The organism is Pseudobdellovibrionaceae bacterium (assembly GCA_019637875.1).
Taxonomy (GTDB): domain Bacteria; phylum Bdellovibrionota; class Bdellovibrionia; order Bdellovibrionales; family Bdellovibrionaceae; genus JAHBUW01.
Genome location: JAHBUW010000008.1, coordinates 58,576 through 71,636, shown reverse-complemented (window position 1 = coordinate 71,636; position 13,061 = coordinate 58,576). Strand labels below are relative to the sequence as shown.

Below are 13,061 nucleotides of genomic sequence, written 5' to 3'. Positions count from 1 at the left end.
GATCCAGTCCAGATCTGGACCAAAGCTTGGAAAAACCGGCACTTCGTCTTGTTCAAAGCGAGACTTGGCAAGGTCACCAGGTCTTTCTGAATAAAACGCCATCGAGAGTATTTACACCCGTACGGGAGCCGGTGATCCTGAAGGAAATCGTGCAGGTCGGGAGCCTATTGATGATTGAACGTTTCTTCATTGCGAGCCTGGTCGGTGTCGGAATCGCGAGCGCTCCGGCGTGGGCGGCGGATTCCTACCGTATCGCCGTCGGAGCGAGCAACGTCGTGGTCAAAGAGCACTCCGTCTGCCGTCGTCTTTCGAACTCGGGTTCACGGGACGTCTTCGTGCCCACGAAAACAAAAGCCGAATGGGTCTCGTTCGTGGAGCACATCCCGGCCGCGGTCGGAATTTCCGCTTCGACTTGCTGTCCGACGGGTTTCGTTCTCGTGCCGGAAAGTCCCAGTAAAAGTTTGCCCGAGTTTTGCGTGATGAAATGGGAAGCGCGGGTCTCGAGCGGGACGGCCGTCGCGACCTCGACGGGCGCGCCGCGCGTGAACATCACGCGGGCCGACGCGGTGACGGCTTGCACGAACATGGGCGCGGGCTACAGCTTGGTGACGAAGGATCAATGGACCGGGATGATGAGAAACGTCGAATCGGTCAACGCGAATTGGTCGGGCGGCACGCGCGGCGTGGGTTGTATTTTTACCGGAAACGTCAACTACAACGGAAACTGTAGCTACGATGGGGCCTTACACGAATCCGGCGAAGCGAACGTGAAAGCGAGATTCAGCTTCTCGAACGGCGAACAGATCTGGCACTTGAACGGGAACGTCAGCGAGTGGGTGATGGGAAGTTATACGACGACGAACAACACCACATCCGCGAACTTTCGCATGGGCTCGCGAACGAACGGGGGCTTCAACAAAATGAGCGCGACGGACCGAACCGCTCATGGCCCCTTGTTCGACGACTACGGTTCCGGCTGCGGCGTGGGCGACGATACGAACGTCAACAATTGCGGTCTCGGTTATTATGTGGGGGCGAACGGTGATGCCTATATGACCCGTGGCGGAGAAGCGAACGATACCCGCTGGGACGCCTACACGGTTGAGGCGTTCGCCGCAGACACCATCCAGGATTACATCGGCTTCCGTTGCGCCTATCAACCCTGATCAGCGTCCACGTTTGCGGAAGTAGTACTCGCGATACCAACTCGAAGTTTTCTTCCAAAGACTAAACACGCCGTCCTCGGGGAAGACATTCACCCGAAACAGTGATCGCGGTTCGGTAAACCAATAGACCGGCCCCTGATCCGTGTTCACGGCGAAATCATATCCCGCTTCGCGTGCCAGTTCCGGCAAACGCCCATCGATGGCCCCGAAGGGATAAGCCACCGAACAGACTTTTTGCCCGAAATCGCTTTCGAGCTTTTCTTTCGAGACCTTGAGCTCACGCAAAACTTCCGCTTCGCTGAGATCCGGAAACGCGCGGTGGCTCAGTCCGTGACTGCCGATGGCGTAGGTCGGGCGGGGAAGTCGCTTCTTTTCTTCGAGGGTCATGATCGCTGAGGACTCGTCGCCTTCATCCGGATCCCAGTGGTTGCGTTGGATGTCCGCATCGGCGAGCAGAAAAATCTCGGCTTTTAGTCCCGCCTCGGCGAGCAGCGGCGCGGCCTTCTCTAGATTGTTGCGGTAGCCGTCGTCGAACGTCAGCAGGAGCGGACGTTTCGGAAACTCGACGAGCGGTCGTCGCTCCCACCAGAAATCCGCGAGGTCGCGAAAATGCAACGTCGAGTAGCCGCCACGTTTGAAAAAGGCGATGTGTTTACGGAAGGTCTCGGTGGTGACGAAAGTGCGGTGGGGCGTCTCGGGCGCGGTGTCGACGACCTTGTGGTACATCAGGATCGGCAAAGAGCGGGTGCGCTTGAAAAGGCGCAGCCCACGGTAAAGATCGATCACGCGGTTCAGAATTTTTTCCGAGGCGAAATGTGCCAAGATGTTTTCGGCGTTTTGCGGCGAAGGCCGCTCCAGTTCGGCGCAGAGGTCGCGAACGATCGTCGGCAAATCCAAATCGTCTTCCGGTCCGACGTCGCCGAAGTTCGAGGCCAGGATTTCGGTCTCCGATTGCGACGTCAGGAAACCCGGTTGCGAGGCTTCGCCCAAGGCGAAAACGCGTCGGCCCTGCGCGAGCGCTTCGAGCGCGATTCGCCCCGAAGCCAAGACGATCGTGCTTTGCGCGATCGCGGTTTGCAGCGAGGGTAAATGCCCTTCGACGAGCGCCTCGGGCCACTCTTCTTTCAGGCGTTCACGTTCTTTGCTTTCGAGTCCGCTGAGGACCAAATGGACCGTCGTGCCAGCCGGAAGCGGACCGCGCGCGAGTTCGCGGAAGATGGCGCGCAGACGACGTCCTTTGGGGCCGCTGCTCCGTCCGGCGAGCAGGATGCGCCCGGGAATCGCGGCGGGAAGATGCGCGGGTAAAACTCCCCGCGGCGCGACGGGATTGCGTAGCACCTCGATCGCGTAAGGCTTCGTTCGCAAATCGCGAATCATCTGGTCGCGAATCTTTTCACACACCGCAAGAATGTAATCCCCATAGATGTGGAAAAGTCGTTTCGAAAGCGAAGAGTGCTGGTAGCCGTGAATGGTCGTCAGGATCGGGATCCGCAGACCCCTCGCGGCCCAGTACACATGCCGACAAGCGCCGCGCGAGTGCGCGTGAATCACATCGATTTTTTTTTCGATCAAAAGACGACGGATCCGGCGGATATTCGCCATGCGGGTCCAGAACGAATCGGTGGACAGCTCCAGGCTCAGCTTTTCGCCGGGAAAATTCAGGTGAAAACGATCGGAAAGGGTCAGCGTCGCGTGACCCTCGCGCGTTTGGTGCGAAGCCAGGTCGAAAGCATAGGCTTCCGAGCCGGTGAGTTCAGTCTGAGACAACGCGTGCAGAATTCGCAAAAACAACTTCCTTCAGTGCCGCCATATCAAAGGAAACCGGGGCGTACGTCAAGGAAGGGCGTGCCTCCGCCTTGTGGGCCTGCGGTTCGCGTGTGAGAATAGGACATGCCTCGAATTCTAGCTTCAATTCTGGCGGTGAGTTTGATCGCGCCGACTCTCTGGGCGCGTAAACCCGTATTTCGTCCCATTCGCGGCGAAGAGCCCGCCCCCAAAGCCGAGGCCGAGTCGCTCTACATCACGCCGAACGGCGCGAACGCCAACTCACGTCGCGGCGGGGGATCGGCCGTGCCGAGTTCCGATGAGGACCTCCAGCGTGCCCAACAGGAAGCCGGTTTGGGGACTTTTTCGGTTGAAGCGGCTCCGGTGGATCCGACCCGCTACTTTGAAGATCTTCCCGGCGTGACCGTCACGGGTGTCCCGCGCCTCGCACGCGACAATCACGGGACCGAGATTTTCTTTACGGACGTGAATCAGAGTTATTTCATTCGGCAGGACAACTGGCACAACCGTCGCTACAAGCCGTTCGAAGCGGCGATGAAAAGCGGCGCGACCGTGTCTTTCCGCGCCGACCCCATCTCGCGCCAGGTGCTCGATGTCGATGGCGTCGAGAACGCGAGCGCGAAGCCCAAACCGAAAAAGCAGCCCGCCTCGGACACCGGCGGCCCTTCGCTTCAGGACAAAGGCCACAAATAACGAGCGCTCGCCTAAGCGAGCCGCCGCCATGGACTCCGCTCGCCCTAGCGAGCTCCGTTGGCCTTCAAACTCTCGGTGAGGGCGGTTGTCATGGCCGGGATTTGGGCGGATAGGATCTTGAAAATCTCATTCGTGATGGTTCCCGATTCGTAACGGGCGCCCCGTTCGGCGAAGGCGTCGATGCGCAGGTCCGCGCTGGCGTCGGCGATCTGCGCGCAGATGTTCACCTTCAGGGCGCGAAAGTTATCGACCAGTTTTTGCGTCGAGCGACCGAGATCCGCGGTCAGGATAAAATTGCGTGTGCAGTTGCCGTTGACCTCGCGGATCGTGACGCTGGCGTCGAGGTCCACCGTTTCGCAAATAAAAAGAACGCACTTTTTCGCGCTCATCTGCAAGCGGGGGTTCGACTCTGAGCCGCTCACCACGAGAGGTTTCGTGATGGTCGTGCCGGAATCCACCACGGGACGGTAGCGTTGGAAAACGCTTTTGAGTTTGGCGACGGTGGCGTTCAAGACCGCGGCGGGATCTTGCGCCCGGTACTGGAAGCTGCGTGAAGCGATCGGATCCAACTGGCCCGCGTTCAGAAGTTGCGGCGGCGGCAGCTCATGTTCAACGACGATGACTTCGGCGTGAGCCGAAGCGCCCGAAAAAATGGCAAAAATAAGGCCGATGCTGAAAAAGATGGAACGAAATTGCGTCATGAGACCCCCTTCTCAAAAGCGACTGCCACTATGACTGGCAGTCCGGGGGCTGTCACCGGGAAAGGCGGACTTTGACGCAGGCCTTGACTCTCAGGGTAAATCTCCGCAATCATCGGCCTTTCAGCAAAAAAAGGAGCCCTCATGGCGAAGAAAAAATCCGCACGCGCGAAAACTGGCAAACCCCGTAACAAGAGCGTTCGCCACAAGACCAAGCGCTTGGCGAAGAAAAAGCGCATGCTCAAAAACAAGAACAAACGTTAGAACAGACGTTAAATCAAACGCGGATTCCCGCGACGTTTGGCTCCCAGAAACCCGCCCATGGCGGGTTTCGTGCTTTATCCCGCCTTGCGTTTTCCCTCGGCGGCCGGAGGGGTGGCCTGGCCCGCGACGAGCGTGGTGGTCTGATACGCGAGCGGCAGATCGCGCAAGAAGGCTTCGAAGAGCGTGCAGCTCATCTCCAGATTCTCCCACACCGCGGCCTGAACATCCGTGGGAAGGCTTTCGATCATGGCGAAGGCCTGCTCGACGTGTTCGACGTCCTCTGCCGAGTGGACTTTCAGGAAACTTCCCGTTTTCTCGCCGTGACGACGGCAGACGCGTTCGTGAATCGCGGGACCGCCGCGGACCGCGAGGGCTTCCAGCGCCGCGATGTAACCCAGTAGGCTCCAGGGCGAGACGTTCTGGATCATGTAGTACTGCAGACGGTAAAAGGCCTTCACCGTGTCGAGCTCTTTGAAGTCTTCGACCCGGTAACCGAGCGCCGTGACGTCCCGGCTGGCCAGGACCTCGTGCCGGTTTTCCTCGCTGATGTGTTTGATGAAGCGCTGGTGCGCGGGGCCGGCCGACAGCGGCAGCAGGCCGGCGGCGAGCGCGAGCAGACGCGTGGAGTGACTGACGTAGTAGTACGTCTGCGCCATGTAGGCCGCGTAAATCTGCGGATCGTCCCAGTTGACGGTATCCATGGTTTTCGTCAGTCGATCGATGCGGGCCCAAATTTGTTCTTTCATCCGGTTCTCCTCAGGTTCGTTTCGTTTTGAAGATCGTGCCAAAGTTTCTCGACGTCCGCGCGCGCGGTCTCAGGGATGACGATCGGCGCTTCGGACGGCGCGAAGTAGACGAGGTCCACGGTCGCGCCGTGGTATTCAAGACCGCGCGCGAGCACCCGCGCCCCGCAGGCTTCGAAGACCTTGTCCATGCCCCGATCCACGCGGATCGTCCCGATCGTGAATGCCGCACCGAGATCGCGTACGCGCTGAAACGAGGCGAACGAGATCAGCATCTTCAAGCCCAGCTTCAGATCCCGCGCGCGCCAATCCTTCGCGACGATGATCTGACTGCCGATCACGCCGGTCCCGTCGAATTGCGCGGCCTTGCGTTTGAGAGCCTTGAGCGCCAAAGGGGGCCAGCCCGTATGGAAGTAGCTGTCGGCATAGAGCGAAGGGTCCTTGAAGTTCACGAAGCGGTGGCACACCATCGCGATCGGGCGTCGGCCGTCCATGAGCGTGATCACTTCGTGCTGACGGGTCAGATTATCCGACGCCGGATCGAAGGTGCCGCCGATTTCGCGGTAGACGTCGCTCCAGGAGTCGCGCCAAAAGTCGTAGACGATCCCGAAGTCCGCGGCGTCGCGGTCGGGGACCGGCGGCTGAAACAGCCGCAGTCGCAGTGATGATTTCAAAATCAGACCGCCTTCTTCAGCTCATTGGGGCGAAGAATGAAGTCGCCTTTCGGCGCGGCGCCCGTGGCGGCGGGGGTTTTCCTTTTCGGGAGGAGCGCGCGACCGACGAGCAATTCCTGCACGAGGCTCGGGCCTTCGACGATCTCGACGGCTTTGGCGTCGTTCGAGAGCCGACTGATTTCGTAGTCGTTGAAAAGCCCGCGCGCGCCGAAATACTCGACCGCCGCCGACGTGATTTTCGCGGAGGTCCGTCCCGAGATCCACTTCGCCTGGCTGGACTCCGTGGTGGCGTCGGCGCCGGCATCCCAGGTGGCCGCCGCTTTCAATGTCATGAGCCAGGCGGCCTCGTTTTCGGTGTGGTGGCGCGCGAGTTCGTGGCGCAGCACGGGTTGGTCGATCAGGGATTTTCCGAATCGCTCGGTCTCTTCGAGGCGCGCGGTCACGAGTTCCAAGGCGCGGTCGGCGATGCCGACGCCCATGGCGCCGAGCAGGGTTTTCGATCGATTCAGGCAGTGGGTCAGGATGCGCAAGCCCGCCCCGGGCTCGCCCAAACGGGCGTCGGGCGCGAGCGCGACCTCGTGGAAGATCAAGGTGCCGGTGTTGGCCTTGCGCCAGGCGGTTTTGCTCATGACGGGACCGCGCCGCAGGCCGGGCGCATCCCCGGGGACGAAAAAGCAGGAGATCCCGTGATCGTTCCCGGCTTCGTCGAGCTCACGCGCGAATACGCAGAGACGCCGCGAATACGACGCGTTCGTGATGAAGTTCTTCTCGCCGCTTAAGATGAATCCGCCGTTGTTCTGGCGAACCGCGCGGGTCGCGATGTTCATGAGGTCCGACCCCGCTTCGGCCTCGGTCATCGCGAAGCTCCAAAGCTCCAGCCGGTCGCGATCGAGCGAACTCAAGATCGAATCGCGGAGCGGAGCGGGCGCGTAGAGCAGAACGGCCGAAAGGCCCAAGAGATTTCCGATGAACGTGGCCGCGGCGCTGGGCGAAGAGCGACTGAGGTAACGAATCGTCCAGGCGAGATCGGTGACGCCGAATTCTTTGCCGCCGATCGAGCGCGGCAAGGGGAGATCGAAAAGCCCCGCGGCGTGCGCGAGTTCATGTGCGGCGTGCGGGAATTCTTGGGCGAGTGGGGAATCGGTTTCGGTGGGAAGGTAGGTGGTTTTTGCAAAATTCAAGAGCCAGTTCAGATCTTCATTCGGTGCATATCTCATTTGAGGAATCAATTCGACCTCCTGTCGTGATGACTGCTTCGGATGTTTGCCCCCAAGAACTAAAGCCCCGAGTTGTGAAAGCATGGTTAAAGCGTCGCGAGTTGAGCGAGTTGTGACGCAGCACAATGACTAGAATTAAGTAATCTTAAGTACGTGAGCATTTTGGAGCGTTGGCATGGTGTTGGACAAAATTCTCTTCCGTTGCTAGTTTCTGCACCATGGAATTGGCATTTTCGCGGGAAAATGACGGGCAGCGGAACTCTCTCTATGAGCTCATTTGCACGTCGGCACAAGCCTATGACGCTTATCTAGGCAAGCTCGGACTGGAGCCGAACCGCGATATCGCATGGTTGAAACGCGAAATGAGCGCGATGACTCTTGCGGATCTCGTGGATCTGGAGGCGCGTTTTTCCTGGCGTTTGGCCAGCATGGCGGCGGGCTTTCCCGCCGTCGCGAACGAAGTTCTGGCGGGTCGCAAAAGTTTTTCGCGCCAAGCGGAAATCCAGAGTTTCAAGTGGGCGCTCAAGAAAGCGGATCTGGATTTAGCCGATCCGGATTTCTGCGACTACTTCGAAGAGGATGACATCATCGAGGTCTACTCCGAGCAGGGCGTGCAGCTCTACCGCAGCTGGTCCTGCTATCGCCACTGTTCTTATTCGGTGCTCGAACTGAAGCTCTATGATTGGGACACGCTTTATCAACGTCCGTCCTGGGTCGCGAAGACGCTGTGGGACATGATGCCGAGGCTATTCGAACCCGGTCAGAAGACCATCGCCTACAATATTCCCGAGTACGTCATGACGGAACGACTGCAGAAGCACAATCGTCGCCTGCTGTTCCGGATGAAGTACGCGTCACCGCTTCTGGATAAGTCGACGGGACGCACCTGCGCCTTCGTCAGCACGGGGCACATCTCGTTGCTGCGGGACGCGTCGCCGAGTCCCGACATCCTGATTCTTTAAATTTTGATTTTCGAGATGCGCTCGAGATCGTCGGACGATTCGGCGTTTCCCGTGTGGATGTCCGAGATGACGTCCATGATCGCGGAGGGATCGATGTTGTAGATATTCGCGGCCGCGAAAATTCGCTGCAGCGGGATCTCGAGGCGTCCCGACTCCGCATCGCGCAGATCTTGGACGCTGATCTCCAAAAGCTCGGCCGCCGTTTCGGGCGAAAGCTGTGCTTGAACACGCCCTTCGCGCAGAAGGTCGCTGATGCGGCCACGGGCTTTTAAGACCTGCAAGGCGGGACGGGAAGAGTCGTCGTTACGAGTCATGGTGTCCTCCGTGCGCGGCTGCGCTGGTCATCGTGTGGGGCGGGTTTTTCGTCGTTAAAATCCAGCTGCCACGTTTATTATTAAAACGAATTTCAAGGCCGGTCGGCGCAATCTTGCGTCGAATATTGAAGAGGTGAACGTCCAGCGAGTTTGAGTTCACGGAACTTGAATTCCAAAGCTCTGCGTTGATCGACGCGCGCGAGGCCGCGAAATCGGGGCTCGCCAAGAAGCACAAAAGAATTCTTTGCTCCATCGTGGTGAACTCCACGTGGAGCGAGCCAAGGAAATCAAAGGTCGTGCGCATCGCACGCACCCAGGGACGGCGGGCGAGTTTCAAACGGATGTTGAGCTCCGCGGGTTGGACGGGCTTCACGATGAAATCGATCGCACCTTTTTCGGTGAGCTGCGCCGCGCTCGCCAAAGTGGAACGATCACAGATCAAGAACAGCGAACATGTGCGCAAAACCTGTGGATTGGCACAAAGAAATTTTTCGAGTTCGCTGGCCTCGAGGGTCGTCAGGTCCCAGACGATCAAAGAGTGTTCACAGCCATTGAGGGTTCCGTCACGGACGGAAGCTCCGTCATGAACCTTGAGGTGGAAGTGGGACTCCACCTGACTCGCCAGGGCTCCGAGGAATTCCGCATCCTCGGTGACCGCGGAGATGAGTGTTTCGTTCCAAATTCTTTGCATGACGGAAGTGTTAACCTAGCGTTTGGGCGGAATGCAAAAAATTACTGTCCCGCTTAAGAGAAATGAAGCCGAGATCGATTTTAGCGGGCCCAGCGCCTTTGCATATGCAGTCCCACGCCGCTCGCGAGGCTCGTGTTTTCCGGAAGGCCCAGCCACGTTTGATTGACGTAGGAGAGGGTGAATCCCCAGTCGGTCGAGGGGAGGTACGAAACGCTCAGATTGGCGGTCGCGTAACGTTCGCGCCCTCCGGGAAGGGACAGGCCCGTGGACTCCAGGCGAACGGGGTCTTCGTGAGTCCAGGTCGCGAGGGCGCCGTAGCGGAACTGGCGGGTATTGAATCCCGCTCCGGTTTGCAGTTGGCCACCCCAGCCCGGGACCAGTCGGCGCACGCCGCTCGTTTTTTCGAAGCCATGGTGCACTTCGCCCGCCAGCAGCGCGTCCCACGCGCCCCAGGACTTCGTGAGAACCGCGCCCGTGCCCAGCGCCCAAAATCCGTGACCTCGGCTGTCGAGGCCCCCGCGTTCGCTCTCGGCGCGTCCTAAGCCCGTGGGAAGAACGACTTGCAGATAAGCGACGCCTTTGGGGCGGTACGGATTGTAATCCCAATCCGGAAGGAATTCGTAACCCAGTGAGCCGGCGACGTCCCCCAGGCCCGCGTGACGTTCGTTCAATCTTGTGCGCGAGATGACCGGCACGACGACGCCCATCTGGGCGCGATCGGACAAAAGCCACGCCCCTTCGACACGCAACGTGGACACCGAAGTCGGGACGCCGGTGTTTTTCCAGTAGCCGTTGGGATCGACGTAATCCACAAGCAGGTCTTGGCGGAGGATTTGCGCGGCGAACTGTGCGCGTTCATCACCTTGGATGAGCGCGGGGAGGCTGACGCCGCCGCCACAGCATGCGGCCGCCCAGGCCTGCGACCCCGCGATCAGCGCGATGAAAAAAGAGAGAAAGAAGATCGCCTTAGATCTCAAGGGCGAAAAGTCCTTCCTCGAAAAGCGCGCCGTCCTTCCAGACTTGGATGTTGATCGTCCAATCGCCCGGCATGATGAAATAGACCTCGTCCAAGCGGTAAAGACCGACGCCGAATTTCTCGATCGTCATTGGGGTCGAGCCGTGACTCATGCTGGGCATCCACAAATGAGCACGCAGCTCGCCCTGGAGTTCGGTCGTGGTGGGAAGTCCGTAGGTCGAAGTGGAGCGGACGCTCAGCCAGAGCGTGCCCGTTTCTTCGGCCGTGGGAAGTTTCGTCCAGGTGAGGTGCACGCACTGACCCGACTTCGGAAGCGGGATCGCGCAGGCGGCGGTTTCGCCGGCGGGAGTCAGGGGGGACGGCGCGGGCGGAGCGTAGTTTGGCCGCGCGCACGCGGTCAGCAGCAGGGCGAATAAAACGGCGAACCGCATCTAGTCCTCCCGTTCGATGATGCAGCCGAGAGGGCGGGCCTGCGCGGTGCGGACCTTGCGGTTTGCGGTCACGTCTTCAAGGGCTTCGCGCAAATATTTTCGCGCCTCCGGTTCGAAATGCGAGACGCTCGAGACGCCGCCCTGGTAAACAAGATTTCCTTCAGGCGAAAACAAAAACGCGTGCGGCGTGCGCAGCGCTTTTAGATCGTTGGCCAGTTTCGAACCCGGATCGCGAATGACCGGGAACGGGAGTCCCGACTTTTCAAAATAACTTTTCGCGGAAACGAGCTCTTCGTCGGCGTTCGCATTCACGCCGACGATGATCGCTCGCGGAAAGTCGGCCTTGAGTTGGGTGAGTTCGGAGCGATGGCTATCCGAGCAGGGGCACACCGAAGACAGAAAGACGACCACGAGGGGGGAGCCTTCGGCGGACTTCAGATCGAAGGTCTTCCCGGTCACAAGATCGCGGGCGTGGAGATCATGGGGACGGATCAGCGCGAGGGCGGGAATCGACTGTAAAACGAGCAGGAACGTGAAAAAGAGATAACCCATACCTTCGGGTCTGCTCCCGTTTTCTTCATGCGGCAACAGGAAACGAGAGCTTGCGTCGGGAATTTCACGGGAGTAGGTCGGGGCACCATCGATTCGTAGGGGAGGAACTATGCGGAAGTTTTTGTTGGGTTTGCTGGTGGCGGGTGTGGGTTTGATCGCCTCGACCGCGTTCGGGCAAGAACGTTTGGTTTTCTCAAATGGCTTGCTGGCCATCGCCGTCTGGGAGAGCGCTCCCGCGCCGCGAGTGGAAAACAAGCTGACCTTGCAGTTCCAGCGCGTGAGCGATCTGGTCGCGGCGTCGCCGGAAGAAAGCGTCAGCGTAGAGCTCTGGATGCCGTCCATGAATCATGGTTCGCGTCCCACCGTCACCAAGGCGATTCCGGGCGTGGTGGGTGGTTATGAGGTTTCGAAGATCTATTTCGTGATGGGTGGCGATTGGGATGTCCGCGTGCATCTGACCGCGCCGAACGGCCAGCGCGAAACGCAAAGTCTTCAGCTCGTTTTGCCCGGTGGGCACCATTAGTAGATCGCGTTACAGAAGAATCGTTTTGATGTTCTGAAATTCTTGAACACCTTGGCGGCCGAGTTCGCGTCCGTAACCGGATTCTTTGACGCCGCCGAAGGGCAGTCGCGGATCGCTCGCCACGATGCGGTTGATCGCGACGACCCCGCACTCCAAGCGGGCGGCTAGATTTTCGGCGCGGGTTTTGTCTCCGCTGACGACGGTCGCTCCCAGGCCGAAGCTCGTTGCGTTCGCGAGCGCGATCGCCTCTTCGACGCCTTTGTAGGGCGTGACCAGCGCGACGGGGGCGAAGAACTCTTCCTTCAAATACGAAGGTTGCGCGGGATCGGCGTGAATGACCGCGGGTTTGACGAAAGCTCCGCGCAGATCCTTGACGTCTTTCTGCCAAAGAAGCTTCGCGCCCTGACCCAGGATTTTTTCGACTTGCGTACGGGTCTTTTCGGCGAAGCGGCGGTGGGCCAGGGGCCCGATGCGGGTCGCTTCTTCGTGGGGGACGCCCATCGGGGCTTCGTCCATTTTCGCGATGAGCCCTTCCGTGAAGGCCATCCAGTGATCCTCCGGAACCAGAAAACGTTTCGCCGAAATGCAGCTTTGTCCGGTGTTGATCAGTCGACTTTGCGCCGAGAGTTCCACCGCAAGATCGATGTCCGCGTCGCTCAAAACCAAAACGGGATCGCTGCCACCCAACTCCAAAACGCATTTTTTGAGCGCGCGTCCGGCTTCACTTGCGACCGCGGCTCCCGCTTGGCTTGAGCCGGTCAGGGTGACCGCTTTGATGCGGGGATCGCGGATCAGTTCGGCCGCTTGGTCATGGGTCAGGCAAAGATTGGTGACGAGTCCCTTACCGAAGGCTTCGTCGGTGATCTTCTCGAGAATGTCGGCGGTACCGGCGACGATGTCCGAGTGCTTAAGTACGTACGCGTTTCCGGCCGCGAGGATCGGGACCAGGGAGCGGATGACCTGCCACAGGGGAAAATTCCACGGCATGATCGCAAAGACGATGCCCATGGGCTCGCGTTGGATGCGGTGGTCGCGTTGATCGAAGCGGAGGGTTTCGATGGGCGCGAGGTCGGGGATCAGGGTGGCGTAGTGTTCGCAGGTCGCGGCGCACTTTTCGACCTCACCGCGTCCTTCGTGAATCGGCTTTCCCATTTCGAGGGCCATGGTGAGCGCGAGGTTTTCTTTTTTCTCGCGCAATTTCAGCGCGAGAAAGCGCAGCTGCGAAGACTTCAATTCGCTGCCGGTCCAGCGCCATTCTTTCGCGCGCACGTCGGCGAGCTTCAGGGCGGACTCGATCTCGTGGGGATCGTGGTAGCGGTACTCGGCAAGGGGTTCCAGATTCGTCGGGTTTTCGGTCTGAAACGTCGCCATG

15 protein-coding genes are annotated in these 13,061 nt (G+C 59.5%); 4 read left to right on the top strand and 11 right to left on the bottom strand.

The genetic code is table 11. The annotated features are described in order from the left end of the window. The first annotated feature begins 170 nt into the window (after window positions 1–170). A complete protein-coding gene (locus tag KF767_11280; protein MBX3018465.1) occupies window positions 171–1,166 on the top strand; it encodes a hypothetical protein in 996 nt (331 codons plus the stop codon). On the opposite strand, the gene KF767_11275 is transcribed toward KF767_11280, so the two are convergent. Next, window positions 1,167–2,933, bottom strand: a complete 1,767-nt coding sequence (locus KF767_11275) for a polysaccharide deacetylase family protein (GenBank protein MBX3018464.1) — start codon at window positions 2,931–2,933, stop codon at window positions 1,167–1,169. 123 nt (window positions 2,934–3,056) lie between these two features. Here KF767_11275 and KF767_11270 point away from each other — a divergent pair, with 123 nt between their 5' ends. Then, complete coding sequence (locus tag KF767_11270; GenBank protein MBX3018463.1) at window positions 3,057–3,644, top strand: hypothetical protein; 588 nt, start codon at window positions 3,057–3,059, stop codon at window positions 3,642–3,644. A 44-nt stretch (window positions 3,645–3,688) separates the two neighbouring features. Here KF767_11270 and KF767_11265 read toward each other — a convergent pair whose 3' ends face one another. From KF767_11265 to KF767_11250, 4 genes are all read right to left on the bottom strand, one after another. Further along, window positions 3,689–4,345, bottom strand: coding sequence for a hypothetical protein (locus KF767_11265; protein MBX3018462.1), 657 nt, complete (start codon window positions 4,343–4,345; stop codon window positions 3,689–3,691). Between the two features lie 335 nt (window positions 4,346–4,680). Next, window positions 4,681–5,352, bottom strand: a complete 672-nt coding sequence (locus KF767_11260) for an iron-containing redox enzyme family protein (protein MBX3018461.1) — start codon at window positions 5,350–5,352, stop codon at window positions 4,681–4,683. Continuing rightward, window positions 5,349–6,023, bottom strand: a complete 675-nt coding sequence (locus KF767_11255; protein ID MBX3018460.1) for a hypothetical protein — start codon at window positions 6,021–6,023, stop codon at window positions 5,349–5,351. Before KF767_11255 ends, KF767_11260 begins: the two co-directional genes overlap by 4 nt. 2 nt (window positions 6,024–6,025) lie before the next feature. After that, a complete protein-coding gene (locus KF767_11250; protein MBX3018459.1) occupies window positions 6,026–7,240 on the bottom strand; it encodes an acyl-CoA/acyl-ACP dehydrogenase in 1,215 nt (404 codons plus the stop codon). A gap of 218 nt (window positions 7,241–7,458) precedes the next feature. Between KF767_11250 and KF767_11245 the strand changes: the two genes are divergently transcribed. After that, a complete protein-coding gene (locus KF767_11245) occupies window positions 7,459–8,202 on the top strand; it encodes a hypothetical protein (GenBank protein MBX3018458.1) in 744 nt (247 codons plus the stop codon). Here KF767_11245 and KF767_11240 read toward each other — a convergent pair. From KF767_11240 to KF767_11220, 5 genes are all read right to left on the bottom strand, one after another. Then, on the bottom strand, window positions 8,199–8,516 hold the full coding sequence (locus KF767_11240) for a helix-turn-helix transcriptional regulator (GenBank protein ID MBX3018457.1): 318 nt from the start codon (window positions 8,514–8,516) through the stop codon (window positions 8,199–8,201). The two genes, KF767_11245 and KF767_11240, sit on opposite strands and share 4 nt — an antisense overlap. Continuing rightward, complete coding sequence (locus tag KF767_11235; GenBank protein ID MBX3018456.1) at window positions 8,506–9,207, bottom strand: response regulator transcription factor; 702 nt, start codon at window positions 9,205–9,207, stop codon at window positions 8,506–8,508. Before KF767_11235 ends, KF767_11240 begins: the two co-directional genes overlap by 11 nt. An 80-nt stretch (window positions 9,208–9,287) precedes the next feature. Beyond that, complete coding sequence (locus KF767_11230) at window positions 9,288–10,184, bottom strand: hypothetical protein (GenBank protein MBX3018455.1); 897 nt, start codon at window positions 10,182–10,184, stop codon at window positions 9,288–9,290. After that, window positions 10,174–10,614, bottom strand: a complete 441-nt coding sequence (locus KF767_11225) for a serine protease spb1 (GenBank protein MBX3018454.1) — start codon at window positions 10,612–10,614, stop codon at window positions 10,174–10,176. Before KF767_11225 ends, KF767_11230 begins: the two co-directional genes overlap by 11 nt. Continuing rightward, entirely contained in the window at window positions 10,615–11,166 is a 552-nt protein-coding gene (locus KF767_11220; GenBank protein ID MBX3018453.1) for a redoxin domain-containing protein, read from the bottom strand. Window positions 11,167–11,275: 109 nt separating this feature from the next. Between KF767_11220 and KF767_11215 the strand changes: the two genes are divergently transcribed. After that, complete coding sequence (locus KF767_11215; GenBank protein ID MBX3018452.1) at window positions 11,276–11,689, top strand: FixH family protein; 414 nt, start codon at window positions 11,276–11,278, stop codon at window positions 11,687–11,689. Between the two features lie 9 nt (window positions 11,690–11,698). Here KF767_11215 and KF767_11210 read toward each other — a convergent pair whose 3' ends face one another. After that, a complete protein-coding gene (locus KF767_11210) occupies window positions 11,699–13,060 on the bottom strand; it encodes an aldehyde dehydrogenase family protein (GenBank protein MBX3018451.1) in 1,362 nt (453 codons plus the stop codon). Between the last annotated feature and the right edge of the window lies 1 nt (window position 13,061).

Bases quoted from the DNA above. Each gene is read 5' to 3' on its own strand.
- KF767_11260 (MBX3018461.1), bottom strand. From the start codon at position 5,352: ATGAAAGAACAAATTTGGGCCCGCATCGATCGACTGACGAAAACCATG.
- KF767_11210 (MBX3018451.1), bottom strand. From the start codon at position 13,060: ATGGCGACGTTTCAGACCGAAAACCCGACGAATCTGGAACCCCTTGCC.
- KF767_11220 (MBX3018453.1), bottom strand. From the start codon at position 11,166: ATGGGTTATCTCTTTTTCACGTTCCTGCTCGTTTTACAGTCGATTCCC.
- KF767_11270 (MBX3018463.1), top strand. From the start codon at position 3,057: ATGCCTCGAATTCTAGCTTCAATTCTGGCGGTGAGTTTGATCGCGCCG.
- KF767_11265 (MBX3018462.1), bottom strand. From the start codon at position 4,345: ATGACGCAATTTCGTTCCATCTTTTTCAGCATCGGCCTTATTTTTGCC.
- KF767_11235 (MBX3018456.1), bottom strand. From the start codon at position 9,207: ATGCAAAGAATTTGGAACGAAACACTCATCTCCGCGGTCACCGAGGAT.
- KF767_11245 (MBX3018458.1), top strand. From the start codon at position 7,459: ATGGAATTGGCATTTTCGCGGGAAAATGACGGGCAGCGGAACTCTCTC.
- KF767_11250 (MBX3018459.1), bottom strand. From the start codon at position 7,240: ATGAGATATGCACCGAATGAAGATCTGAACTGGCTCTTGAATTTTGCA.
- KF767_11280 (MBX3018465.1), top strand. From the start codon at position 171: ATGATTGAACGTTTCTTCATTGCGAGCCTGGTCGGTGTCGGAATCGCG.
- KF767_11215 (MBX3018452.1), top strand. From the start codon at position 11,276: ATGCGGAAGTTTTTGTTGGGTTTGCTGGTGGCGGGTGTGGGTTTGATC.
- KF767_11225 (MBX3018454.1), bottom strand. From the start codon at position 10,614: ATGCGGTTCGCCGTTTTATTCGCCCTGCTGCTGACCGCGTGCGCGCGG.
- KF767_11240 (MBX3018457.1), bottom strand. From the start codon at position 8,516: ATGACTCGTAACGACGACTCTTCCCGTCCCGCCTTGCAGGTCTTAAAA.